15 protein-coding genes are annotated in these 24979 nt (G+C 61.2%); 5 read left to right on the forward strand and 10 right to left on the reverse strand.

The window, feature by feature from the left end:
* Nucleotides 1-309 precede the first annotated feature (309 nt).
* On the reverse strand, nucleotides 310-1758 hold the full coding sequence (gene thiI, locus G5154_RS18305) for a tRNA uracil 4-sulfurtransferase ThiI (RefSeq protein WP_245098463.1): 1449 nt from the start codon (nucleotides 1756-1758) through the stop codon (nucleotides 310-312).
* Between the two features lie 177 nt (nucleotides 1759-1935).
* On the opposite strand from thiI, the gene G5154_RS18310 reads away from it, so the two are divergent.
* Entirely contained in the window at nucleotides 1936-2901 is a 966-nt protein-coding gene (locus tag G5154_RS18310) for a hypothetical protein (protein ID WP_245098460.1), read from the forward strand.
* A 426-nt stretch (nucleotides 2902-3327) separates the two neighbouring features.
* Here the strand turns inward: G5154_RS18310 and pbpC are convergent, their stop codons facing one another.
* The 4 genes from pbpC to G5154_RS18330 form a co-directional block, all read right to left on the reverse strand.
* Nucleotides 3328-5673, reverse strand: coding sequence for a penicillin-binding protein 1C (gene pbpC / locus G5154_RS18315; protein ID WP_421251475.1), 2346 nt, complete (start codon nucleotides 5671-5673; stop codon nucleotides 3328-3330).
* A 52-nt stretch (nucleotides 5674-5725) separates the two neighbouring features.
* On the reverse strand, nucleotides 5726-10609 hold the full coding sequence (locus tag G5154_RS18320) for an alpha-2-macroglobulin family protein (protein ID WP_421251468.1): 4884 nt from the start codon (nucleotides 10607-10609) through the stop codon (nucleotides 5726-5728).
* A 165-nt stretch (nucleotides 10610-10774) separates the two neighbouring features.
* The gene (locus tag G5154_RS18325) at nucleotides 10775-11434 is read right to left on the reverse strand and encodes a DedA family protein (protein ID WP_005353037.1); all 660 of its coding nucleotides are present in this window, start codon (nucleotides 11432-11434) and stop codon (nucleotides 10775-10777) included.
* A gap of 215 nt (nucleotides 11435-11649) precedes the next feature.
* Nucleotides 11650-13338 (reverse strand): FAD-dependent oxidoreductase, encoded by a 1689-nt coding sequence (locus G5154_RS18330; RefSeq protein WP_005344666.1) that lies wholly within the window; start codon nucleotides 13336-13338, stop codon nucleotides 11650-11652.
* A gap of 135 nt (nucleotides 13339-13473) precedes the next feature.
* Between G5154_RS18330 and G5154_RS18335 the strand changes: the two genes are divergently transcribed.
* The 3 genes from G5154_RS18335 (at nucleotide 13474) to G5154_RS18345 (ending at nucleotide 18003) form a co-directional block, all read left to right on the forward strand.
* Complete coding sequence (locus tag G5154_RS18335) at nucleotides 13474-16410, forward strand: EAL domain-containing protein (RefSeq protein ID WP_421251469.1); 2937 nt, start codon at nucleotides 13474-13476, stop codon at nucleotides 16408-16410.
* Nucleotides 16411-16475: 65 nt separating this feature from the next.
* Entirely contained in the window at nucleotides 16476-17273 is a 798-nt protein-coding gene (gene pflA / locus G5154_RS18340) for a pyruvate formate lyase 1-activating protein (RefSeq protein ID WP_005333994.1), read from the forward strand.
* A gap of 88 nt (nucleotides 17274-17361) precedes the next feature.
* The gene (locus tag G5154_RS18345; protein ID WP_279463211.1) at nucleotides 17362-18003 is read left to right on the forward strand and encodes an energy-coupling factor ABC transporter permease; all 642 of its coding nucleotides are present in this window, start codon (nucleotides 17362-17364) and stop codon (nucleotides 18001-18003) included.
* Nucleotides 18004-18087: 84 nt separating this feature from the next.
* On the opposite strand, the gene G5154_RS18350 is transcribed toward G5154_RS18345, so the two are convergent.
* A complete protein-coding gene (locus G5154_RS18350; protein ID WP_158109325.1) occupies nucleotides 18088-19380 on the reverse strand; it encodes an NAD(P)/FAD-dependent oxidoreductase in 1293 nt (430 codons plus the stop codon).
* Nucleotides 19381-19454: 74 nt separating this feature from the next.
* Nucleotides 19455-19994 carry an alpha/beta hydrolase YcfP gene (gene ycfP / locus G5154_RS18355; RefSeq protein ID WP_158109586.1) on the reverse strand — a complete coding sequence of 180 codons (540 nt, stop codon included), beginning with the start codon at nucleotides 19992-19994 and terminating at the stop codon, nucleotides 19455-19457.
* A gap of 505 nt (nucleotides 19995-20499) precedes the next feature.
* Here ycfP and G5154_RS18360 point away from each other — a divergent pair.
* The gene (locus tag G5154_RS18360; RefSeq protein ID WP_421251470.1) at nucleotides 20500-21906 is read left to right on the forward strand and encodes a nucleobase:cation symporter-2 family protein; all 1407 of its coding nucleotides are present in this window, start codon (nucleotides 20500-20502) and stop codon (nucleotides 21904-21906) included.
* A gap of 63 nt (nucleotides 21907-21969) precedes the next feature.
* On the opposite strand, the gene G5154_RS18365 is transcribed toward G5154_RS18360, so the two are convergent.
* From G5154_RS18365 to G5154_RS18375, 3 genes are all read right to left on the reverse strand, one after another.
* Nucleotides 21970-23766 carry a M3 family oligoendopeptidase gene (locus G5154_RS18365; RefSeq protein ID WP_421251471.1) on the reverse strand — a complete coding sequence of 599 codons (1797 nt, stop codon included), beginning with the start codon at nucleotides 23764-23766 and terminating at the stop codon, nucleotides 21970-21972.
* Nucleotides 23767-23889: 123 nt separating this feature from the next.
* On the reverse strand, nucleotides 23890-24810 hold the full coding sequence (locus G5154_RS18370) for a DUF808 domain-containing protein (protein WP_421251472.1): 921 nt from the start codon (nucleotides 24808-24810) through the stop codon (nucleotides 23890-23892).
* A gap of 1 nt (nucleotide 24811) precedes the next feature.
* Nucleotides 24812-24952: a hypothetical protein gene (locus G5154_RS18375; protein ID WP_021231002.1), complete on the reverse strand. Its 141-nt coding sequence runs from the start codon at nucleotides 24950-24952 to the stop codon at nucleotides 24812-24814.
* Nucleotides 24953-24979 lie beyond the last annotated feature (27 nt).

Consider the following 24979-nt stretch of genomic DNA (forward strand, 5'->3'; position numbering starts at 1 on the left):
CGACAAGACAGCCAGGAGACAGAGAGCGAATCCGGGGACCGGGCCGGTTTACATCGCACTAACTATATGGTGGAGCAGGACTATGCAGGTTTTCAGTAAGAGCAGATGAATGCCGAAGCCATCGGAAACGTCATGCCCTTATCTATCGTCGTCGGAGGCTAGCTGTTTAGTTATGGGTTGGCGCAGAATACTGGAACATTACGGGAAGGAGGTGAATATCAATGTGTGTTTGCATGAGGTGCTTGGGCACCCCATGCAACATGTAACGTAATGGGTGCATAGCCTTTTTATAGGCGATTGAGTGCCAAATTACGGACGGTAAACTTTGACGTTATCAAAACCCTTCTCTTTCAGGTAAAGCGCCTGCAGCTTGCTCATCACACCGCGATCGCAGTAGAGCAGATAGGTCTTCTCTTTGGGCAGATCACCAAAGGCGGTGGCCAGCTTGAAGAAGGGGATATGCAGTACTTCACGACCTTCCACCACCAGCGGCTTCTCATCGTGTTCGTCGGCAGAGCGGATATCCAGGATCACCTCGTCAGCGCCCAGCACCTGAGTCGTTTCCACCTCTTGGACTTCAGCGGCAGTCTCTTCACCGATACGGCGGATATCGAGGTAACGGGCCTCAGAGACCACCTTGTCCAGAATGGCGAAGTCAAAATTGGCCTCTTCCTCTTCAATGCGGGAGAGCTCGGCCTTCACGGTCGGCTTCTTGGAGATGACCCCACAATACTCCGGCATGGTCTCGGCAAACTCCAAAGTGCCGATGCGGCGGGCTTCACTGATGATATCCGGCTTGTCCCAAGTGATAAGCGGGCGCAGGATCACCTTGTCGGTCACCCGGTCAATCACGTTCAGGTTGGTGAGGGTCTGGCTGGATACCTGACCCACACACTCGCCGGTCACCAGCGCCGGGATCTGGAACTCTTCGGCCACCTTGGCGGCAGCACGCATCATCATCCGCTTGAGCACCACGCCCATCTGACCGTTGTCGATCTTCTCGAGGATCTCGGCAACCACCGGCTCGAAGTCCACAGCGGTGAAACGTACCCGGTGGGAGGAGCCGAAACGGTTCCACAGGTGATAGGCCACCTGCTTGACGCCGATCTCGTGGGCCGCACCGCCCAGATTGAAGAAGCAGTAGTGCACCCGGCAGCCGCGCTTGATGAACTGGAACGAAGCCACACCGGAGTCAAAACCGCCGGAGAGCAGACTCAGCACATCTTCCTGGGTCGCGATGGGCATGCCGCTCAGGCCCTGATGGATGGCGCTGACGATAAAGAGCTCCTCACCGTCGATCTCGAGGTTGATCTTCACATCCGGGTTCTTGAGGCGCACACCGTTGCTTTCGCAGTGCTGATTCAATCCACCCCCCACATAGCGCTCAACCTCGAGGGAGGAGAACTCATGCTTGCCGTGGCGCTTGGCGCGCACGCAGAAGGTTTTGCCCTTGAGCTGGTCGCCCCAAACGGCTTTCACCTGCTCGAAGATGTCGTGCAGATCGGTAAACTTGCTGGCTTGTACCTCGAGGAAGGCCTGAATGCCCGGAATACAGGCCAAAGCTTCGATAGCCTGCTCGCGGAACTGGTCATTGCGGGAGCTCACGATCAGCTTGTCCCAATCCATCCGTACGCGGGCATCGTCGTCGAAGCGGCGCAGGACATTGCGGATATTGCCCTGCAGGATCTTGATAAAGCGCTGGCGAACCGACTTGCTCTTGATGGTGATTTCCGGGAACAGCTTGATAATGAACTTCATGGTAATGACTCGGGTGACCTTGATTTAAGGGCGCGAATTATATCAGAACTTTGTGGCCAGCGCCTACTGGATGAGCGTTTGCTCACATTACCCCACGCAGTGTTTGCCGCGCGACCGCAATCTTGCGTATATTCCCGACCCTGCGCCTCGCCAGATTTTTGACAACAGACTGATCCGATGAAGACCTATATCTACTACCCCGGCATGGAGGTACGCGACGAGCTCTGGCTCAAATTTGCCCTGCTCTATCTGGAGCGGCTTGCCTTTGTCTTCACCGTCAGCGAAAAGAGCGGTCTCACCGCCCTGCTCGATACCCTTCAACAGCAGACCGATCTGCTGGCCGAGCGGCCCGATGCAGCCTTTTTTGCCGCCATTACCCCGCAACTGGAGTGCCAGATAAGCGGCCTGGTGGCCCCCGATTTCGTCCGCCACAAGGTGTTTGGCAACAAGGAGCTGATTGGTCGCTGGCGTCAGGAGGCCAACCACGACTGCTTCTGCCCGGATCAGGCGGGGCTGGAACGGCTGCACGGCTTTTGCCTGACTCACGGCTTTGCGACCCGGGATGAGGGTGGGATCAGAATGGCACGACGCTTTGCCAATCTGCTCTCCATGCGTCTCGCCCGTGAGTGGGCACTCGCCAATGACGGGGCGCTTATTACCGATCACGACTATCTGGACCGCCTGCTCCATCTGCTCGAATCCCGCTACCACAACCGGGGCGGGCAGGATTGCTTCCACCTCGAGATCCCGTTGCAAGTACCCACTCACCTCGGCGAGATCTCTTTCGCCGAGCTTATCGCTCTGCGCGGGCGCAGCGGCTTTCGCCAGCAGTTGGCCGAATTTAATCTGGCCCTCGACAACCTGCTCACCATGCTGGGGAGCGGCTATGCCGACCCGGCGGCCCTGACCCGCTTTGAGCAGGCTCAGCAAGGGCTCAATCAACTGCTCGGCCCCGAGACCATCAGCATGCCACTCACCACCCTGGTCAGCACCAGCCTGCCCGCCGTGGCAATGCTCCACCAGTTAAAAGCGAGCCATCCCGAAAGCAACCTCATCTTCCATCCCATCAAGAAGAGCCACTTTCACCAGCGCAAGAGCCAGCACTTCTTCACCCGGCTCGGTCATCTGCGCCAACAGGGCTGAATTGGCGGAATGAAAAAGGGGTTGGCATCTGCCAACCCCTCTCGTTTTCTGCGGCCTACCAATCATCACCCCGGTGATTGGCCCGCTCTTGCGCCTGCCTGCGCGCCTCCATCGCCCTGTCACGGCGGATATTGGCAGGGGTACAGGCAAACTGTTTCTGATAGCAACGCGCAAAACTATCGGAAGCAGGTTCGAAAGGTGAATAGAACCCGGTACGTTCAGGAGAAACATGGTGATCACCATGATTGGTTGTGGCACAACCCGAACTCATCAGCACCAGCAAGGGACACAGAACACGCAGCAAAAGAGAACTCCCGATTGGATTTGAATGAATTCGTAATTATTCACAAATTAATTCATCCAATCAAATATTGATGCATTTCAAATAGTTAATTACATTCACCTCAATGGCTGTCGGCAAAACGCTCAACGGGTGATGGTGCCGGCATCACTGTCAGGATGCACCACGCGAAACTCGATGCGATCGCTGTTACCCGCCTCGTCCACCACCACCAGCTGATAACGACCCGCCACACTCAGCACCTGATCCCCGTCCCAGCGCAGCCGCTGGCCGTTGAGAAACCAAGCTGGCTTGCCGACACCGCCGAGCACCTTGGGCTGCAACCGATAGCGCTGGCTGCGGATAAGGTTGCCCTCCCCCAGCGCCACGATGCGAATGGGGGCCTGCAGCTCGGCGCTCTGCCCTTCCCCCGCGCAGCCGCTGGCGAGCAGCGCCTGCCGTCGCTCACCAGGTGACCGCCAAGGCTCCAGCGACAACGGCCAGAGCGCCCGAAAACCGGATTGCGCCGCATCCTGGCAGCGGGCCAGGGTCGGCTTGCCCTCGGCGGTCAGCGCCACTTGGCGCAGCGGCGAGGGCCAGTCCATGGGATCCGGCAAGGTGGGAGGATCGCGCCCTTCCAGCAACCAGGCGCTCTGGCGCTGCAAACAAACCTCAGACAGGGTCGCGCTCGCCTTGCGCCCCAGCGGCCAGCAGATCTCTGCTTCGCTCACCGTGTTGGGTTGTGCCGGCAAGGGGCTGTTGTCCGAGAGCCGCGAATAGACAGAGAGCAGCAGCGGCACCGCTGCACTCTGGCCGTAAAAACCGGGCATGGGGGTACCGTCGGGGCGACCAAGCCAGACGCCTATGGTCCAGCGACCGGAGACCCCCATCGCCCAGCTGTCGCGATAGCCATAGCTGGTGCCGGTCTTCCAGGCCAGTCGATTGACCCGGCCGGTCGCCTCGCTGGCAAAGGGCTGATCCGCCCGTCCCTGCGCGCTCAATATTTGCCAGATGATCCAGGCCGCTCCCGGGCTCAGCAAGGGGCGCGACACCGCCTGCTGCCCCGCCAGCCAGACCGGCATCGCCACCTGCCCCTGCCGGGTCAGCGCGCTGTAGAGCGCCACCAGCTGTTCGAGCCGAATGCCCGCCGCCCCCAGCGCGATGGCCGGGTTGGGCTTGTCGGAGAGCGCCAGCCGCACCCCGGCGTTGTCGAGGCGGCTGACCAGCTTGTCGGGCCCAAGCGCCTCCAGCACCTGCACCGCCGGCACGTTGAGGGATTGCTGCAGCGCCTGGGCCAGGGTCACCGGCCCCTGAAAGGCGCCGGAGAAATTGGCGGGGCGGTAGTCCGAGCCCAGCCTTGGCGCATCGGAGAGCAAGGAGGCCGAATGCACCAGCCCCTCGTCCATCGCCAGACCGTAGATGAAGGGCTTAAGGGTGGAGCCGGGAGAGCGGATCGCCTGCACCATGTCGAGATAACCGTGGCGGCGCAAATTGCCATACTCGGCGCTGCCTACATAGGCGCGCACCGCCATGGTTTTGTTATCTACCAAGAGCAGCGCCGCTGAGGTCTGCTCAGGGAAACGACGGATATAGCTGGCCACCCGCCCCTCCAGCCAGCGCTGCAGATCGCCGTCTATGGTGGTGTGCACCAGCGCCCCGGCCTGATTGTCGGCGGCGAGACGGGCAAACAGTGGCGCCTCCATCGGCGTGAAGTGACCACGGGCCAGCACCGGCTCGATACGTCCCTCCAACCATGCCTGTTCGGGCCAGACACTCTGCGCTACCAGTCGCTGCATCACCTTGTCACGGGCGGTGCGGGCCCGCTCGGGATGGCGGTCCGGCCGGTTGCGGCTGGGAGCCTGCGGCAGCACCGCCAACAGCGCCGCCTCGGCATAGGTCAGCTTGGCCGCACTTTTGCCGAGATAGGCAAAACTTGCCGCCTGCACCCCCTCCAGATTGCCGCCAAACGGCGCCCGATTGAGGTAGACGGTGAGCAGGGTGCGCTTGTCATAGTGCCACTCCAGTTGCAGCGCACGCACCATCTGGCGCAGCTTGCCGGGCACGCTCCGGTGGTAGGGCTCGATAAGACGCGCCACCTGCATGGTAAGGGTCGAGCCGCCCGATACAGCCCGCCCGTAACGCAGCCACTGCCAGACCCCGCGCACCATGGCCACCGGATTGACCCCGGGATGACGCCAGAAGTAGCGATCCTCGTAGCCCAGCAGCGCCTCGATATAGCGGGGGGAGACCTGCTCCAGGGTCACGGGATAGCGCCACACGCCGCTGGTATCGGCAAAGGCGCGCAGCGGTCGCCCCTTCATGTCGAGCACCACCCGTGCGTAGGCAGGGTCGAGCGGTGGCGGCGGGAAGAGTCGATCCAGCGCCAGCAATGACAGGAGCAGTGCTACAACGCCCAGCACCGAGAAACGCAGCCAGCGTGGCAAACGACCAAGCCAGCGCCAGCCAGCGCGGCCACTGCGACCCAATTTCAGCCAGCCACGCTGCCATAAAGTGAGCGGGTGAACCCGCTCAAGGGAGGGAACGTTACTCAGAGATGATCACCTCATGGATATCCTCACCCACGGCACGCAGCTCGGGGCGGTACATATCCTCCACCTGGGTCGGCGGCACCTGATAGCGACCCGGCGTCACCGCCCGCATCAGGTAGACCAGTTGCTGGTTGCTCCCCTCGCTCAGATCGAGCGCTGCCGTGTAGCGGTCATCGCGAAACTCCTGATGCTTGAGATAGTCGTTCCACTCGCTCTGCCACGCCGGTTTCCCCTCAATGGAGAGTTCTTCCAGCTTGATGCTGTTGCCAAGGGCCGGGTTCTCCAGCTCGAAGCCAGCGGGCACCATCTCTACCAGCAGGGCATCGGGCACCGCCGATTCACTGCTGACATTGAGCCGCACCACCACCAGATCGCCCACCTTCACCTTGGCGGGATCAAACGGCTGACCGTCGCTGTTGAACCAGCTACGGGTCACGCTCATCCCCTTGCTGATCCGTGCCGGAGCCTGTTCGGGGTAACCGGCCAGAGTGCGCTGCACATAGAGGGAGCCCTTGCCCTCGTTGGTGACGGTGCTCGCCGCCAGCGCCTCGGGGGCACCCTGCTGCAACGGAGCCGAACCGCTCAGGGATCCACTGCCAAGAGAGGAAGTCACCCTGGCCTGCCAGTCGGCGGCCGGATCGAAGCGGGCCAGTCGCAGCAGGGCGAGCCGCTCCTGAGTGCTGAGCCACTGACGATGAGCCAGGGTATCTGCCACCTTGGCACTGAGGGCTGGCCAGCGCTCCGCAGCCAGTTTGTGCTGGCGCAGCAAGGAGAGCTCAATGGCCTGATCGCGCAGCGGCGAGCCGTAATCACCCAAATAATCATCACCACGCTCGGTCGCCAATGCCCGACTTAGGGCCTTGGCGGCGTTCTGCTCATCCCCCATGGCCGAGAGGGCCAGCGAGAGGTGGAGCAGCGGCAAACCGGAACGGGCGTGATCGGCCTGCTGCTCCCAGATAAGACGCAGGGTAGCAAGCGGTGCCTTGCCCACCCGGGCCAGCACATAGGCACTGTAGGCCTGATAGGCCAGCCGGCTGTGCTCGGGGGCACTGCTCCAGCGCTCACCATACTGACTGTCGGTGAGATAGCTTTGCAGCCGGTTCAAAGCCTGATTGAGCATCGCCTCCGGCACTGCGTTACCCGCCTCCTTGCGCGCCAGCAGGTAGTCGGCGGCATAGGCGGTGAGCCACTGCTCCTCGTCGGAGCGACCATCCCACAGGCCAAAGCCACCGCTTGGCAGTTGCAACCGCTGCAGCCGCTGTAGCAGGGCGCGTTGCACATCCGCCTCGCTCGCCGCTTTCTTGCCCTCTGCGGGTTTGCGCCAGGCGGCCCGCTCATCGGCCGTGGTCAGCAAGTAGGGCCAGGCACGGGACAAGGTCTGCTCCAGACAGGCATAGGGGTAATCGGCCAGCGCCTGCCACTGGGCAGCCGGATCCCAGGGCGGAGTACCGGAGAGGCTGAGCAGCCCCTGCAGGTTGGCGCGATCCAGCCCGGCCAGCTCACTTTGCGCAAAGCTCATCTGCTGGCCGGGGGCCAGCATCTGGTAACGCTGGCGAGTCTCGGCCGGCCAGGGGGAACGCAGCGGCAAATACCAGTCGCGGCTGATGGCAAAATCCTTACCGCTGGCCGCCAACTGCAGGCTTGCCACGCCGCTCGCCCCGGTCACGGTGAGCGGCAGGGTCAGCCACTGCTCCTCGCCGTTTTTAAGGGAAAGGGTGCCGGGCAGCTCGCCATTTGCCTTGAGCCCGCCGTTGAGGGTCCAGACAAGGGAGAGGGTCTGATCCTCGCCGCTCATGTTGCGAAGCTGCACCAGCGCCCGGGTCTCATCCCCTCTGGCGCCAAAGCGCGGCCAGCCGATCTCTGCCACCAGCGGCGCCACTACCTTGACGGCGCGCTCGGCCTCCCCGACTTGCTGTTCGTTCCAAGCCAGCGCCATCAGCGCCAGTTCGCCGTTGAAGTTGGGCAAATCGAGCGGGATCACCGCCTTGCCGCTCTCATCAAAACTCACCTCGCCGCTCCACAGTGCGGCGATCTCGACCCGACTCTCCAGCGCGCCACCCTTTTTCAGCGGCGCCCGGTCACCCCCATAATTGAGGCGGGCCAGCTTGCCATCTTGCGGCGGGATCACCTGGCCGTAGTTGTCGAACAAATCTTGAGCGAAGCGCTTGCGACCAAAGAAGATCTCGAACGGGTCGAGCGGCTGGTAGTCGCTGATATTGAGCACGCCCCGATCCACCGCCGCCAGCACCACGCGCCCCTGACTGTTGGGGGTGGAGGTGGCGGTCACTTCCAGCCGGGTAAGCGGCACCGCTTTATCCGGTGCGCTCAGGGTAAGCGGCAGACGACGCGCTTCCCGATCCAGGGTGAGCGGCACCAGTCCGACCGAGCGCAGGCTCTGCCCCTGTTGCTTGCCGGAAGGTTTGGACGCACTGTCTGGCGCGGCGATCTGGGCCGAGATATGCAGGTCATGACGCTGCCACTCGGGACTGACCGGGATCTCGAACTCGCCGCGGGCATCCTTGGCATCGCCACCTGCGCCCTTGAGCTCGATACGCTGCCACCAGCGCAGGCCGTCGCCATCCTCCACCAGCAGCAACCCCTTGCCGGGGCGCGGGGCCACCAGGGTCACTTTGGCCTTCTCCCCGGCCTGATAGGCGCGCTTGTCGAGGGTGATGGCAATCTTGTCGGGCCGTGCCTGCTCGCCACCACCGCCCCAGGCGTAACTACCGATCTCCACCCGCAGGCTCGATTGATGGCCCTGACTGTTCTCAACCTCTAACCGATACCAGCCCGCCGCCAGTTGCAGCGTGAGCGGGGTCGGCCCCTTGCCATCCAGCTGCAGGGTCTGCTCCTGCTCCAGATAGGGCTGACTGTTGAACTCGTACTTCCACCCCTCCCCATCGGCGTAGTGCCAGTAGTAGTCGCGGTACTCGTTGATAAGGCGCACCTTCACCGCCCCCGCCACCGGCTGACCTTGCTCATCGAGGTTGAGGATCTGGAAGGGGAGCGGCTTGCCCCCCTCCACACGATCGGCCACGAAGTCGGCCTTGAGTGCCGGCCACTGGCTGCCCGCGAGCCAGCCATACTGGGTGCGGCTGCGATTGACGGCGCGGCCACCGGGCTCGGAGAGCGACACCCGATAGGCCACCTCCAGCGGCCCGAGGGCACGCACCCCGTCGAGCTCATCAGCAAGCGAAAAAGTCCCCTGCCCCTGCGCATCGAGGGTGAGACTGAGGGGCTCGAGATCCTTGGCCTGCTCGGCGAGCTGTACGTCACCCAGCGTGAACTCCTGCCACTGGGTAAAGGGCATGGTGGCGCGGCTGATCTTCACCTCTGCCTTGGCCTTGGTGGCGCTCGCCGGTGCACCGTAGAGATAGTCCCCTTGCAGTGGCAGCATCAGGGCGGCGTCCAGACTCGTCACTTCCCCATCCGGCCCCTTGCCAAGCTGCAGTTTCAACCGCTCCGGCAAAAACTCCTCCACCAAAAAGGGCCACTCGAAACGACTACCAGCGGCGGTCTTGAGGTTAATGGTCCAGCGCCCGAGCGGCGCATCGTCCGGCAGGCGCAGACCGTAGTGGGCCGCGCCAAGATTGTCCGGTAGCAGCCGCTTTTGTTCGAGCAGCTGACCATCCGGCTGTTTCACCTCCAGCTCCACTGCCATACCGGGCAACAGCTGGCCATCTTGGCCCTTGAGCAGGATCTCGCTGTCAAGCCGCTCGCCGGGACGATAGAGATCGCGCCCGCTGAACAGATAAAGCTGCTGGGCCTGCCAGGGCTGGGTGCCGAGATCGAAGGTGGAGAGATCGAGCGCCGCCCCATCGAGGCGCAGCACCGCCAGATGGTTGCCCTGTTCGGCCAGCAGCAAGCGGGCCCCCTGCACCTGATCGAAGCGACGATGGCCCTGCGGATCCGTGGTTTGCACCTGCAGCCGGTTGCCCTTCTCATCGAGCAGGGAGAGCTGCACATCCTTGAGCGGGTCGGCGCTGGCCAGGGAGCTGACGAACACCTCCAGCTGATCGCGGTAACGGCGGGCACTGAGCCCCATGTCGCTCACCGCGAAATAGGTGGTCTCCTTGCGCCAGTCGTAGTTGCCAAGGGGCGACATCACCGCAAAGTAGACGCCAGCCTCAGCCAGCTGAGGCTCCTTCACATTGATGAGGCGGGTCTCGCGCCGGTTGGCATCGAGCTCCAGCCCATAGCGGCCGCTGAATACCCGCTTGGCCCGCTGGGTGATCTGCTCAAGCTCCCAGTTGCCCATGCCGGCACCGGGGCGATATTCCGCCAGAAAACGGGGCAGATATTCGGCATCGACCCGAAAGAAGTCGATATTGACCTCGTCCACGTTGACCGCGCTGATGGGCAGGCGCAGCTCGTCGCGCAGCGGCAATACCATGCCACTGGCGGTAAAAGAGGCCCCCGCCTCCAGCGGCCGGGTCTTGAGGGTCCAGCTCTGAGGGGATGGGCCCAGCCCCGCCTTGAGGCTCACTTCATAGCTTTTATCGGGCTGAACGTTCGGGAAATAGAGGGTGCGACCATCGTCGGCCAAGATCCACTCCCCCTGCACCTGCTTGCCCCCCTCACTGACCCCGAGCCAGCTCTGCCAATTGGCCTTGGGCACCAAGGAGCCGGAGAAGACCAGCGCCAGTGCCGGCGCATCGCGATATTGGCGGGCATTGGCCTGCACTACAGAAGTTGGCGCCCCGGCCTCCTGCTGGGCTGTAGATTCTGTGGTCGGTACTTGGCTGGTGGGTTTGTCAGGGCCGCAGCCAGACAGCAAACCGACTACCCCGCAAAGCAGCAGGGTTGACCAGCGGCGGCGCAGAGCGCCGGTTTCAGCGATAGAGCGGTGAGAAGCAGAGGGAGAGTCGAAGAGGCGCATAGGTTCCATCCCGAGTTGGAGCGCTGCAAACGCAGCGTGGCTGGAAACAGGATAAGGCATCCTGCTCACCCGACACAAAGCTCATTACCCGAATGGACACAATTCCGCCCCCCAGCAGCACGAGAACCCCCTTGCCCACCGATCCAGTGCGGCAAGGGTTGTCATCTAGTCGTGGCTGGTCTCGTTTTTTGCTCCACCTTTGAACCAGCGAAACAGGATGGCCATGACGGCCGCCAGAAACAGCACCAGCGAGGTAATCAGCAGGGCCCGGGTCAACAGTTCGCTGTGGTGGAGGAAGAAGGGGGTATTCATCGCCAGCTTGCCCACCAAACTGAGGCAGAGCGCCCACATAAAGGCACTGGCAAAGCTGGCCACGCACATCCGCAGCACGCTCAGGCGGCCAATCCCCATCAACATGGGGGTCAGCACCCGCACGAACGGGATAAAACGGGAGGAGAACATCGCCAGAAAACCGTACTTTTTCAGCAGCCGGGTCGCCTTGGGCAGGCTGTCGGGAGGCAACATCCGTTCGATATGATCCATAAAGCGGGTGCGCTGCAGGGCCCGTCCCTGCCAGTAGGCGAGCACGGAACCTATGCCAGCAGCCAACGGCAGATAGACAAGAGTCACTTCGGGGCCAAACACCCCCATGCCAACCAACCCACCGGCCAGCAGTACCAGGCTGTCCCCCGGCAGGGGCAGGAAGACGAATGCGGACTCCAGCAGCAGTACCAGCATCAGGCAACTGATCAGCAGGGGTACCGCCTGCATCTGAACCAGGGCGTCAAAATCCTGATGCCAAATGGCCATCAGCATATCCAGCATGTCACTCTCCCTACTACACGGTTCATCATGAACGAGGCAGGGGTTATAGCACCCATCCCCTGAACAAAACGTTAATTTTGTCCGGCACAGAAAATAAAGTGTGTCGAAATATTGCAGCAACGAAGGGAATGCAAGAAGGGCGAAAAGCAGAAACAAAAAGCCCCTCATCTTGCACGCACAAGGGAGAGGGGCAAACAGGCACAGAAATAAAACGGTTACTCGGCGGTCGCCATCTGCCAGGTTTTGAAGCCGCCGGAGAGATTCTTCACTTTAAAGCCGTGCTGGCTCAGCAGGCGGCAAGCGACGTGACCACGCAGCCCGACCTGACAGCTGATCAGCAGCTCTTTCTCTTTGGGCAGCTCATGGAGGCGGCCACGCAACTCGTCGAGGGGGATATGCAGCGCCCCCGGAATGCGGCCCAGCTTGTCGAGCTCGGGGCCATTGCGCACATCCACCACCAGCTGATGGGGGTTACGAGCCTGCACCTCGGCCACGTGGCAGAGCAGGGTGTCCCCCTTCAGGTGGTTGCTTGCCACAAAGCCCGCCATGTTGATCACATCCTTGGCCGACCCGAACGGCGGCGCATAGGTGAGCTCCAGATCCTGCAGATCAAACACGGTGAGACCGGCACGCTGGGCCACCGCCAGTACGTCGATGCGCTTGTCGATGCCATCCTTGCCGATGGCCTGGGCGCCATAAATCTTGCCATCCGGGGCAAACAGCAGCTTGAGGCTGACCGGATGTGCGCCCGGGTAGTAACCGGCGTGGCTGCCCGGATGGACATAAACCTTCTCGAAGGGCAATCCCAGTTGCACCAGTCGCTTCTCGTTGAGGCCAGTGCTGGCCACCGCCAGATCGAACAGCTTGCAGATGGCGGTCCCTTGCGTCTTCTTGTAGGTTTCGCTTCGGCCCAGCATATTGTCGGCGGCGATGCGCCCCTGCCGGTTGGCCGGGCCCGCCAGCGGGATCAGCACAGATTCGCCGGTGACGAAGTCAATCTCTTCCACCGCATCCCCCACCGCATAGATGAAGGGATCCGAGGTACGCATCCCGGCATCCACCTTGATGCCGCCCCGCGGGCCCAGCTCCAACCCCGCTTTGGCGGCGAGCAGGGTTTCCGGCTTGACGCCGATGGCGAGGATCAAGAGACCGGTATCAAGATGGGAGCCGTCATTGAGGGTCAGGCGCAGGCCACCACTTTTGGCGGTCGGCACGGCGGAGGTTTTCTCGGCAGGCAGATCCAGACTCTCGATGGCGGTGAGGCCGGTGCGCAGGCGCAGGTCGATCCCCTCTTCCCGGATGCGGGCATGGAGCATGTTGGCCATCTCCTTGTCCACCGGCGCCATCACCTGATCGGCCAGCTCCAGCAGGGTGACATCCAGCTTGCGCTGGTGCAGTGCCTCCATCATCTCCAGCCCGATAAAGCCGCCGCCCACCACTGTGACGTGGCGCGGCTGATCGTGATGCAGAGCCGCCAGAATGCGATCCATGTCCGGGATGTTGCGCAGGGTATAGACATGGGGGCTGTCGATACCGGGGAAGGGAGGACGGATCGGCGCAGCTCCCGGGCTCAGCAGCAGCACATCGTAATGCTCGCGCTGCTCTTCACCGGTTTGCAGGTTGCGCACCAGCAAGGTCTTGCCCGCCTTGTCGATCTCAATCACATCGTGGAAGACCCGCACATCGACGTTGAAACGGCGCTTGAAACTCTGGGGAGTCTGCAGCAGCAAGGCATCCCGGTCGGGGATATCGCCCCCGATGTGATAGGGCAGACCGCAGTTGGCGAAGCTGACAAACTCGCCCCGCTCGAACATCACGATCTCTGCCTCTTCACTCAAACGACGAGCACGAGCCGCCGCCGATGCGCCCCCCGCGACACCACCGATAATCAGGATCCGTTTCATCTGCAAGACTCCTCATACATGATAATGGGCAATAAATTAGACTTTTCTAATTTAGAATTCAATGAAATTTTGTTTCACACCATTTTGCAGTATTCTTGCAACCCCGACGGTTGCTTAACAGGATGTTGTTTGTTCATGTCGTCTACCGCACTCAGTCATCTTCCTCCTGCCCTCCAGACGCCACTCTTTTTCCGTCTGGACCTGCGCAGTCAACGGCTGGTCGCCCTGACCGACGTGATGCAAACCCCGCTCTACTGGCTCGACGAACCGCGCGCCCCCTGGCCTGCCCAGCTGCCCGATGCCCTGCGCCTGCCCATCGAACAACTGCTGGCCAACGGCCATGGCGGCAAGATCACCGTGCGCTTTGCCAGCCAGCTCTGGCATATCGCACTCGCTCACGAGCAGGATGGCTTCTGGCTCATCTGTCTGCAGAACCTTCGTCAGGAGCCCATCGCCGATCTTGCATTGCAACTGCCGCGCCTCAGCCAGATGGCGAGCCAGCAACAGTATGCGCCCCTGCTCGAAGCCCTTAAAGAGAGCTTGGGGGCCGATCGGCTCATACTCTGGCACTATCAGGCCAACGGCGATCTCGGCAGCGAGCAACTCACCCCGGTGTTCACCCTGGGGGTCGAGGCGCTCTACCCCATTCGCGGTGACAGCCGCTATATCCGCGCCCTGCGTACCCGCAAATCCTTAAGCTTCTCGGAAGCGGCCCACCAGCCGATGCTGAGCAATCACCTCTATCTGACCAGTGCCGGTGTGCGCTCACGCCTCGATGGTGCCCTGCTGGAGCAGGACAAGCTGTTCGGGGTGCTGAGTCTGGAGTATATCGATCCCACCCCGCTTAGCGAGGAGATGTTGCAGCTGGTGCGCAGCAGCGCCCAGCTGCTCGGCCACTGGCAACCGCAACCGGAAGAGCACCGCGCCGAGCTGGCCCTCCCGCCCGAGCTGCACCAGCAGACCGGCATCGACTACTGCAAGACGCTGGTAAGCTGGGCCATGAGCGCCAGCGGTGCCCGGGTGGGCTGGATCGGCGAGTTCCAGCCCCGCGGTCAGGATCTCTGGATCATCCCCCGCTGCGTCATCAACGAGGAGATCTGCTCCACCCTCAAGCCTATCCAGCTCGACCCCGGCCCCGCTCAGGAGCTGTTCCAGCACGGTCAGGCCATCTATGTGGAAGATCTGCCCGTACGCTATCCCAAAGCGACCCGGCTGCTGGCCCTCAAGGCCGACACCTATATCGGTATCCCGCTTCATGACCAGCACGGTGCCGTCATGGGGCAGATCACCCTGCTGCTCGACGCCCCACTGAAAGAGCCAGAGCTTCTGCTGGATCTGTTGAGCAGCCAGCACGAGCGGGCCGCCATCGAGCTCAAGCGCCTCGCCGCCGACGACGCCCTGCGGCTGGCGGAAGTAGCCTTCAATACCCACGATGGACTGATCGTGATGGATCACAACGGCATCATCCTCAAGGTCAACCACTCCTTCAGCCGGATCACCGGATTTGGCGAGGTAGAGGTGATCGGTCACTCCATTCGCAAGCTGCGTCCCACCTACTACGGGGATCATCTCAAGGAAGATGTCAGCCGCACCGTCAACGAGCAGGAGTTCTGGCTCGGTGAAGAGCGCTGTCTGCACAAGGATGGGCACCTCTTTCCGGTGCGCTTGATGGTGAACGGCGTCAAGGATGAGCAGGGGGAGCTCAGCCACTTTATCTGCAGCTTCTACGACATCACCCAGGAAAAAGAGGCGGCCAGACATATCGAGCAGCTCGCCTACTACGACGATCTCTGCGGTCTGCACAACCGCCGCAGCCTCAACCATATTTTGCAGCAGACCCTGAGCGCCTCCAACGGCCAGTGGGGCGCCCTGTTGCTGGTGGATCTCGACAACTTCAAGTCGATCAACGACTCCCTCGGTCACGCCTGCGGCGATCTGCTGCTGCAGGCCGTGGTGCAGCGTTTCAGGGAGCTGCCCCAGGACAATCTGGTGCAGGCGCGCATCTCGGGGGATGAGTTTGCCCTGCTCTTTACCCAGCTCGGACAAGGGGAAGTCACTGCCAAAATTCTGGCAGAGCACTTCGCCCGCGAGCTGATGGGGCTGTTTCGCACCCCGTTTGACATCGGCGATCACAAGCTGCACTGCAGCGCCTCGGTGGGGATCAGCCTCTTCTCCGGCAACGAGACGGATCATCTGGTCCTGATGCAACAGGCCGACACCGCGACCCACATGGCCAAGCGCGCCGGTCAGGGCCACTACGTCTTCTTTACCGAGGCGATGGCCCAGCACGAGAAAAATCGGCTGACCCTAACTAATGAGCTGCGCGATGCCCTGCGTCATCACGAGCTGCAACTCCACTATCAACCGCAATACCGGGTCGACAATGGCTCACTGTCGGGTATCGAGGCGCTGCTGCGCTGGCAGCGCAGCGACGGCACCATGGTGCCGCCCGGGGAATTTATCCCCATCGCCGAAGAGACCAGCCTGATCCTCGAAATCGGCTACTGGGTGATGAAGACCGCCTGTGCCCAATACAGCTTCTGGCTCAACCGTGGCCTGCAGATCCCCCATCTGTCGGTCAACGTCAGTGCCCGCCAGTTCCACACCCAGGGCTTCGTACAACAGGTGGAGTACATCTTGCGCGACACCGGTGTGCCCCCCTCCCGCCTGCTGCTGGAGGTGACCGAATCGGTAGTATTGGAAAATCGGCAGGAGAGTATTGCCAGAATGCGCCAGCTCAAGGAGCTCGGCATCCTCATCTCCATCGATGACTTCGGTACCGGCTACTCGTCGCTGGCCTATCTGCGGGATCTGCCCGCCGATGAGGTGAAGCTGGACAGAAGCTTCATTCAGACCCTGGTACACAGCGAACAGGACAGAGCCATCGTCAAGGCAATACTCGATCTGGCCCAGGTCTTCCGTTTTACCGTCACCGCCGAAGGGGTGGAAGAGGAGGCGCAGCTGGCCATCCTCAAAGCGCTGGGATGCCAGCATTATCAAGGGTTTCTCACCAGTCGGCCGCTCACCGTCAAGGGGCTGGAGCAGCTGCTTGGCAGCCGGGCGCCGGACTAAAGGTGTAGGATCAATAGGGGTTTATGTAATAAAATAACGGCCTGCTCGAATCGTTGGAGTTGTTTATGTCTGTCATTAATCGGATCCCTGCCGTTGAAATCAGCCAGCCAGCCGGAGCTCACGGCACTGTTGGCCGGATCCATTCCGTCGAAACCTGCGGCACTGTCGATGGCCCGGGAATACGCTTTATCGTATTCATGCAAGGCTGCCTGATGCGCTGCAAGTACTGCCACAACCGCGATACCTGGGATACCGAAGGTGGCCGCGAAGTGACCGTACCGGAGTTGATGAGTGACATCACCAGCTATCGCCACTTCATGAATGCCTCCGGCGGTGGCGTGACAGCGTCCGGCGGTGAAGCCATGCTGCAACCGGCTTTCATTACCGAACTCTTTACCGCCTGCAAAGAGAAAGGGATCCACACCTGTCTCGACACCAACGGCTTCGTCCGTCATCTCGACGAACAGGTGGACAAGCTGCTCGACCAGACCGATCTGGTGCTGCTCGACATCAAACAGATCAATGACGAGAAACACATTCCGCTGACCCACGTCAGCAACAGATACACCCTGGAGTTTGCCCGCTATCTGGCAGCCAAAGGCAAGACCATGTGGATCCGCTACGTGGTGGTACCGACCTGGAGCGACGACGACGAGAGCGCCGAAGGGCTGGGCCAGTTTATCGCCGAGCTGGGCGAGAGCGTGGAGAAGGTGGAGCTGCTCCCCTACCATGAGCTCGGCAAACACAAGTGGGACGTACTGGGCGACCCGTACGAGCTGAGCGGGATCAAGCCCCCCAGCAAGGAGACCATGGAACGGGTCAAGGGCATCCTCGGCAAGTACCACAACAACGTCAAATATTGATGGTAAAAGCAGGCTGACTCGTCAGCCTGCTCTGCTATGGGGCGGTCGGGAAGGCCGCCCGGACTCTACTGCATGAATGGACGACAAGATGAGTGAAGGACAACTCGCCGCCCTCCTGATCTGGCTGGTACTGCTGACCTTCAGCCTGCGCCGCTCCCTGTGGCAGACCCTCCGTGACAACCCCCTCTATCAGCACCTGTTGCTGGGTAGTGCCATCGCGCTGGTGCCGCTCTGGTATCTAAGGGCCGGTCTGCATGAGGGGCTGGAGGTCCATTTTCTCGGGCTCACCTCCCTAACCCTGCTGCTTGGCTGGCGGCTGGCACTGCTCGCCCCTTGCCTGACCCTGCTGGTGCTCGGTTACTTTGGTGTCACCAATCTGGCCGATTTTGGCTGGCAAGCGCTGGTGGGCATCGCCCTGCCGGTAGCCACCAGCTGGCTGCTGTTTCTGGCCAGCTGGGCCTGGCTGCCGCGCCACCTCTTTGTCTATATCTTCGTGGCCGCCTTTCTCGGCGGCGCCATCACCATCTCGGTCAAGGTGGCCGCCAGTGCGTTGCTGATGGGGCTGAGTCACAGCTACCCCTGGCACACCATCACGGCGGATTACCTCTCCATCTGGCCACTGCTGCTATTCCCCGAAGCCCTGCTCAACGGCATGGCGATGACGGTGCTGGCCATCTACCGCCCCCACTGGGTCAATACCTTTTTCGACCGCACCTATCTGGGCAAGTAACGCTCTCTTTCCTGATCTGCGCCCATAAAAAAGGAGAGGCCATCGCCTCTCCTTTTGGTATTCCGAATTATGCCAAATCCCGGCTTAGTGCAGCTTCAGGGTCGGGCGCAGTACCCGGTTGATGCGACCCACCAGCATGATGAGGCCGGTCTTGACGTAGCCATGCAGGGCGATCTGGTGCATCCGGTAGAGGGAGATGTAGACCAGACGGGCAATGTAGCCCTCCACCATCATGGAGCCGCGCATCAGGTTACCCATCAGGCTGCCCACGGTGGAGAAGCGGCTGAGGGAGACCAGCGAACCGTGGTCGTGGTAGAGGTAGGGCTTCATCTCGCCGCCGTTCATCTTGGCCAGGATGTTCTTGAACGCCTGGCTGGCCATCTGGTGGGCAGACTGGGCGCGCGGCGGCACGAACTTGCCATCCGGCTGCGGGCAGGCTGCGCAGTCACCAATAACGAAGATGCTCTCGTCACGGGTAGTCTGCAGGGTCTCTTTCACCACCAGCTGGTTGATGCGGTTGGTCTCAAGACCCGCGATATCCTTCATGAAGTCAGGTGCCTTGATACCGGCCGCCCACACCATCAGGTCAGCTTCAATCAGCTCGCCATCCTTGGTGTGCAGACCGTCGCTGGTCGCTTCGGTGATCATGGTGGCGGTACGCACGTCCACACCCAGCTTGACCAACTCCTGATGGGCGGCGCCGCTGATGCGCTCCGGCAGAGCCGGCAGAATGCGTGGGCCCGCTTCCACCAAGGTCACCTTCAGGCTGTCGGTGGTGAGGTTCTTGAAGCCGTAGGCGTAGAGCTGCTCGACCGCGTTGTAGAGCTCGGCAGAGAGCTCAACGCCGGTGGCGCCGCCGCCGACGATGGCAATCTTCACCTTGTCGCCCGGCTTATATTCGGTGGCGAACTGCAGGAAGCGGTTCATCATGCTGTTGTGGAAACGGTGCGCCTGGGAGGGGCTATCGAGGAAAATACAGTTATCCTTGATGCCCTTGGTGTTGAAGTCATTGGAAACAGAGCCGATGGCCATCACCAGATAGTCGTAGGGCAGCTCGCGCTCGTTGACCACGATGTCGCCATTGTCGTCGTGGATCGGGGCCAGCACGATGCGTTTATCGTCACGCTTGATGTCGGTCAGGGTGCCGAGCTGGAAGTCGAAACCGTGGTTCTTGGCGTGAGACTGGTAGCTCAGGGCATCGATGCCTGCATCCATGGAGCCGGTGGCCACTTCGTGCAGCAGGGGTTTCCACAGGTGGGTGCGGTTGCGATCGACCAGAGTGATCTTGGCCTTGTTCTTCTTGCCAAGCTTGCGACCCAGACTGGTGGCCAGCTCCAGGCCACCGGCGCCGCCGCCTACAACGACAATATTCATCATGATGATTTTCCTCGGTTCCTCAAAACGAAAGGGAGCCATTGGCTCCCTAAAACGAAATCGGTCGACGTGATGGATCAGGCTTCTTTGAAGGCCTTCATCCGCTGCAGATGATGCGAGATATTTTTGAACTTATGAGTCTCGCGCTCATCCCACACGATGTCGTAATAGTTCTTCAATTCACGTTCAGTGTCCCGATTATCGCGCACTTCATCCTGAACGGAAAGGATACACAGGCAGTTTCCTGAATTTTTCTTACGAAATTCAGTTACACACTTGGTACCGATATCGTCATATTCTTCCGGCCGGTCGATCTTGCCCTGCATGTTATCTTCCGGATGGAGGTTGGGGTTGAAGATCACCTGGCGAATGCCGCACAGAAAGCCGATCCGCTCGCTCCAGTAGCCACCAAGACCCACGCCGCAGATCAGCGGTTTGGGATCGGTACTCATATCGAGCTGTTTTTTCACTTCCTTGAGCAGATGGCTCATATCATGACGGGGGTGAACCGTGCTGTAGTGCACGAAACGCACATCATCATCAATAAACTGCAACTGCAGCACTTTCTCGTGATTGCCTGGGCTGGTGGCATCAAAGCCATGCAGATAGATGATCATGGATAAGACCTCAGGATCTGTGTCGGTTTTATCGAAACTACCCCAGCGGCGGCCATGCGCGCCACCAAAACATCCAACTTTCTTGCTTTGGATCACGCCCCCGCCCCCGATTGCGCCCAGCAGCCCGCGAGCGCCGTCACATGCAGAGGGGCGCATTGCGAGCAACGTTATGGTGCCCGGCTATCAAAGTGAGATCACCAAACTGATAATGATAAACCCCTTACCAATCTGAGATGCCCCCACCTCCTTCCCCTGCCAACAGCCGGACACTTATCTGGCCGGTATGTGACTCATCCCGCAAAAACAAGGCGTTATCGCCAAACGTTTTCTCTCGTGAGTGGCGTTGTGCATGTTTTGTGCACTGACCCGTGCTGCACCGGATCCCTCTCACTACTGCCGAGGGATCTGGCACCTCTGTCAATACACGAGATCAATGACCGGGAAAGCTGCGGCTTTCACTATCTTGCCTGTAGCAGTTGCGCGGGCTTCAAGGAGTGATCTGTTCATGAACGAGACCAATCCCCCCTCCCCCCGACCGGGTGCGCGCAAGCGCCCGGTGGATGAAGTGGAGCGCATGCTCCCCATGGGCCAACTCTTTACCCTGGGCCTGCAACATGTGCTGGTGATGTACGCTGGCGCCGTGGCGGTGCCATTGGTGATTGGCGGCAGTCTGGGGCTGCCCAAGGAGCAGATCTCCTACCTTATCAGTTCGGATCTCTTCTGCTGCGGCATCGTCACCCTGCTGCAATGTGTCGGGATTGGCCGCTTTGCCGGGATCCGGCTGCCGGTCATCATGTCGGTCACCTTTGCCGCCGTGATGCCCATGCTGGCCATCGGAGCCAACCCGGATCTGGGGCTGACGGGCATCTTCGGTGCCACCATCGCCGCCGGTATCATCTCGACCCTGCTGGTGCCGCTGATAGGACGACTGATGCCGCTCTTCCCCACCGTAGTGACCGGGGTGGTTATCACCTCCATCGGGATCAGCATCATGCAAGTGGGGATCGACTGGATGGCGGGGGGCAAGGGCAATCCGGAATATGGCAGCCTGCGCTATATCGGCACCAGCTTTCTGGTGCTCGTCTTTATCCTGCTGGTGACCCGCTTCACCAAGGGCTTTTTCAGCAATATCTCGGTGCTGCTCGGGATCATCTTCGGTTTCGTGGTGGCCATCGCCATAGGCGAAGTGAGCCTCGATGGCCTCGGCGAGGCAGCCTGGTTTGCCCCCATAGTGCCCTTCGCCTTCGGCTGGCCCACCTTCGATCCCATCTCCATCGCCACCCTGACGGTGATCATGCTCATCACCTTTATCGAGTCGATGGGGATGTTTCTGGCCCTTGGCGACATCGTCGGCCATCCGGCCAGGCGCGGTGATATCGTGCGCGGGCTGCGGGTGGATGGCATCGGCACCATTATTGGTGGGATATTCAACAGCTTCCCCCACACCTCCTTCTCCCAGAATATCGGTCTAGTGAGCGTGACCGGGGTATCGAGTCGCTGGGTCTGCGTGATGTCGGGGGGGATCCTGCTCGTCTTTGGCCTCATCCCCAAGATGTCGGTGCTGGTCGCCTCCATCCCGCCCTTCGTGCTGGGGGGCGCCGGTATCGTCATGTTCGGTATGGTGCTGGCCACCGGCATTCGCATCCTGGCGCGCACCGATTACAATAGCAACCGCCACAACCTCTATATCGTCGCCATCAGTCTCGGAATTGGCATGATCCCGACGGTCTCCGGGAATTTCTTCCAGCAGCTTCCGGCGCAACTACAACCGCTTTTTCATAGCGGTATCCTGCTGGCCACCATCAGTTCGGTGCTGCTCAACCTCTTCTTCAACGGCTATCAGCCGGATCTGACTCACCAGACCCGTCCTCTGTTCGTTGGTCCCATCAAACCGCAGCAAGAGCAGGCATAACAAACAGGCCCCCGGACAGCGAGACTGTCCGGGGGCCTGTTGTTCATATCACCGCAGACCCAATCAGGCAGGCAACTGCGCGAAGCGCTCTACCGCCTGCGCTACTTGTGCCAGACTCCCCTGCCAGAAGGCGGCCTCACGGATATCCTGCCCCAGATGCTTGGCTACCAGATCTTCGGCGCTCATCCGGCCGGTATCGCGCAACAAGGCACGATAGGCCTCGGCAATGCCCTCTTCCCCCGCCGCCTTGCGGCTCATCAACTGCTGATAGACCCCGAGGCTGAACAGATAACCGAACAGATATGGATAGTTGTAAAAGCCCAGCCCCGCGATGGAGAAGTGCGCCTTGGCCGCCCAGAACATGGGGTGATAGCGGGTCAGGCTCCCCTCATACCAGCGTCCCCACGCCTCGTCGGTCAACGCCTTGAGCCGCTCTGCCGACACATAACCCTGCGCCCGCTCGGCCACCAAGGCCTGCTCGAAATCGAAGCGAGCCGGGATATTGACCAGGAAGGTGGCCGCGACGTCGGCCTCGGCCCAGGCGATGACCAGCTGCTCTTCCGGGCTTTGCGCCTGCTCGAACAGGGCGCTGCGCACCAGAGTTTCGGCGAAGATGGAGGCAGTCTCCGCCAGCGTCATGGGGTAGCTGCGCTGACTCATCGGCAGATCGCGGATCACCCAGTTGTGCCAGGCGTGACCCAGCTCATGGGCCAGGGTAATGACATTGTCCATGGTGCCGGCATAGGTGACGAAGACCCGCGGCTCGACCGGTTCGGCAAACTTGGTGCAGTAGGCGCCGGTGCGGCGATTTGGTGTGGGCGCCGCATCAATCCACCCCTTCTCGACCATCATGCGGGCAAATGCCCCCATCTCGGGATCGAAACGGCTAAAGGCATTGGCAATCAACTCGATCGCCTCATCAAAAGGAATGTCGCGGCTGCTGGAAGCAGGCGGCGGCGCAAAGAGATCCTCCGGCCCCAGATCGTCGAGACCAAGGCGCTCGGCCATCAGCCCCAGGGCGCGCTGACCCAACCCACGGGCTCGCCAGGTTTCGCTCATCAGGGCATCGAGGGTGGCTCGCTCGATATGGCTCTGATGGCAGGAGAGATCCAGCGCATCGAGCACACGGGTGTTGCCACGCTGACGGGCCAGCTCCAGCCGCCAGCCGTTGAGGGCATTGAGGATAGCGGCAACCGTCTCCTGCTCCCCTTCCCAACCGGCGCTGATGGCATCAAAGGCTTCTAAACGCAGCGCACGTATCGGGCTGGAGAGCAGATTGCTCGCCTCGGCCAGCCCCATCTCGCGGCCATCAATGGTCAAGCGGATCTTGCCCACCAGATCGTTGTAGAGGTTGCCCCAAGCGTGCAGGCCATCGGTGCCCAGACCGATCACCAGCTGCTCCGCCGCCACCGGCAGGCGCTGATCCTGCAAACGACGCTCGTGGCGCAGGCGGTACGCCTCCTCACCGAGCAGTGGATCACTCATCAGCGCGGCGAATTTCTCTTCCGGCAACGCCAGCATCAGATCTTCCACCGGCGCCAGCGTCTTGAACAGATCGGCATTAAGGGCGCGGGCACGAGACGCCAGCTGTTTGGCCTGCGGATCCCGCGCATCCTGACTGCCGCGGCACGCGGCCAGAATGGCGACGTTCCAGCCGATATGGCGAATATCACGGGCGCGCAGCCGCACTTCCCGCAAGAAATCCAGCAGCGCAGCTGCATCGTCGCGTACCCCGTCCAGACCCGCCATATAGCTGGTCAGCTCTTCCAGCGCGTGGCGGGCTGCGCGCATGTCCGCTTCCAGCTCTGGGCTGTCGAGGCCCGGGTAGATATGGTCGTTATTCCACTGTTGTTGATACATAACTTCTCGCAAAGGCCTTTATCGGGAGGCGCAACAGACCTGCGGGCAGCAAGTCCGACACCGGGCAACCCGAAGGCCAAAAAATGAAGAGAGGAAAAAAGAGAAAATGGCCCGCAAGCTCGCTTATCCCTTGGCCGGGGCAAGACGGCTCACCAGCGTCATCACGGCAACCAGCAGCAGACCCGCCACCACACCGGCCACGGCGTTGAGCAGAGTCGGCGTCACCGCCGCCAGTACGGCCCCTACTGTGGGCAGGGTAGCAACGACAGCGGCTGCGCCTTCAATCAGGTGATGGGCAAAAGGCCAGCCATGCACCAGAATGCCGCCGCCCACCATAAACATGGCGATGGTGCCGACCAGTGCCAACAGGTGCATCAGACGGGGCGCCGTCACCAGCAGCCCCTGCCCCACCGCGCGGCGCAGGGCGCTGCCATCGGGCTTTTGCAGCAGATGCAGACCGATGTCATCGAGCTTGACGATCAGCCCCACCAACCCGTAGACCCCGATGGTCATCAGCAGGGCGATGCCTGCCACTACCGAGAGCTGCAGCGCGAGGCTTGCTCCCTGTACCGTGCCAAGGGCGATGACGATGATCTCGGCAGAGAGAATAAAATCGGTGCGGATCGCTCCCTTCACCTTCTGCTGCTCAAACGCGGCCAAATCATCGGGAATAGGAGCAGTGTGTGCCTCACCCTCGCTCACTCCATGAGGCAGGAACTTGTGGGCCAGCTTCTCGGCCCCCTCAAAGCAGAGGTAGGCGCCTCCCAGCATCAAGAGTGGCGTGATAAGCCAGGGCACCAGCGCACTGATGGCGATGGCTGCGGGCACCAGAATCAGCTTGTTGCGAAATGACCCCTTGGCCACCGCCCACACCACCGGCAACTCCCGCTCGGCACGCACCCCGGAAACCTGCTCCGCGTTGAGGGCCAGATCATCCCCCAACACCCCGGCAGTCTTCTTCGCCGCCATCTTGGTCATCAGCGCCACGTCATCGAGCACGCTGGCGATATCGTCGAGCAGGGCCAACAAACTGGTTCCAGCCATATCAAAGATCCCTTATATCAGTGAGAAACGTCTTCCCGAAAAATGTCTCGCGCTTGTTCACCACGACCTTGGTCATCAGCGCCACGTCATCAAGCACGCTGGCGATATCGTCGAGCAGGGCCAACAAACTGGTTCCAGCCATATCAAAGATCCCTTATATCAGTGAGAA

It is taken from the genome of Aeromonas sp. 600527 (assembly GCF_049175415.1).
Lineage (GTDB): Bacteria > Pseudomonadota > Gammaproteobacteria > Enterobacterales > Aeromonadaceae > Aeromonas > Aeromonas veronii_A.

Coding starts and splice junctions, on each gene's coding strand:
- thiI (WP_245098463.1), bottom strand. CDS start 1,758: ATGAAGTTCATTATCAAGCTGTTCCCGGAAATCACCATCAAGAGCAAG.
- G5154_RS18310 (WP_245098460.1), top strand. CDS start 1,936: ATGAAGACCTATATCTACTACCCCGGCATGGAGGTACGCGACGAGCTC.
- G5154_RS18320 (WP_421251468.1), bottom strand. CDS start 10,609: ATGCGCCTCTTCGACTCTCCCTCTGCTTCTCACCGCTCTATCGCTGAA.
- G5154_RS18325 (WP_005353037.1), bottom strand. CDS start 11,434: ATGCTGGATATGCTGATGGCCATTTGGCATCAGGATTTTGACGCCCTG.
- G5154_RS18330 (WP_005344666.1), bottom strand. CDS start 13,338: ATGAAACGGATCCTGATTATCGGTGGTGTCGCGGGGGGCGCATCGGCG.
- G5154_RS18335 (WP_421251469.1), top strand. CDS start 13,474: ATGTCGTCTACCGCACTCAGTCATCTTCCTCCTGCCCTCCAGACGCCA.
- pflA (WP_005333994.1), top strand. CDS start 16,476: ATGTCTGTCATTAATCGGATCCCTGCCGTTGAAATCAGCCAGCCAGCC.
- G5154_RS18345 (WP_279463211.1), top strand. CDS start 17,362: ATGAGTGAAGGACAACTCGCCGCCCTCCTGATCTGGCTGGTACTGCTG.
- G5154_RS18350 (WP_158109325.1), bottom strand. CDS start 19,380: ATGATGAATATTGTCGTTGTAGGCGGCGGCGCCGGTGGCCTGGAGCTG.
- ycfP (WP_158109586.1), bottom strand. CDS start 19,994: ATGATCATCTATCTGCATGGCTTTGATGCCACCAGCCCAGGCAATCAC.
- G5154_RS18360 (WP_421251470.1), top strand. CDS start 20,500: ATGAACGAGACCAATCCCCCCTCCCCCCGACCGGGTGCGCGCAAGCGC.
- G5154_RS18365 (WP_421251471.1), bottom strand. CDS start 23,766: ATGTATCAACAACAGTGGAATAACGACCATATCTACCCGGGCCTCGAC.
- G5154_RS18370 (WP_421251472.1), bottom strand. CDS start 24,810: ATGGCTGGAACCAGTTTGTTGGCCCTGCTCGACGATATCGCCAGCGTG.
- G5154_RS18375 (WP_021231002.1), bottom strand. CDS start 24,952: ATGGCTGGAACCAGTTTGTTGGCCCTGCTCGACGATATCGCCAGCGTG.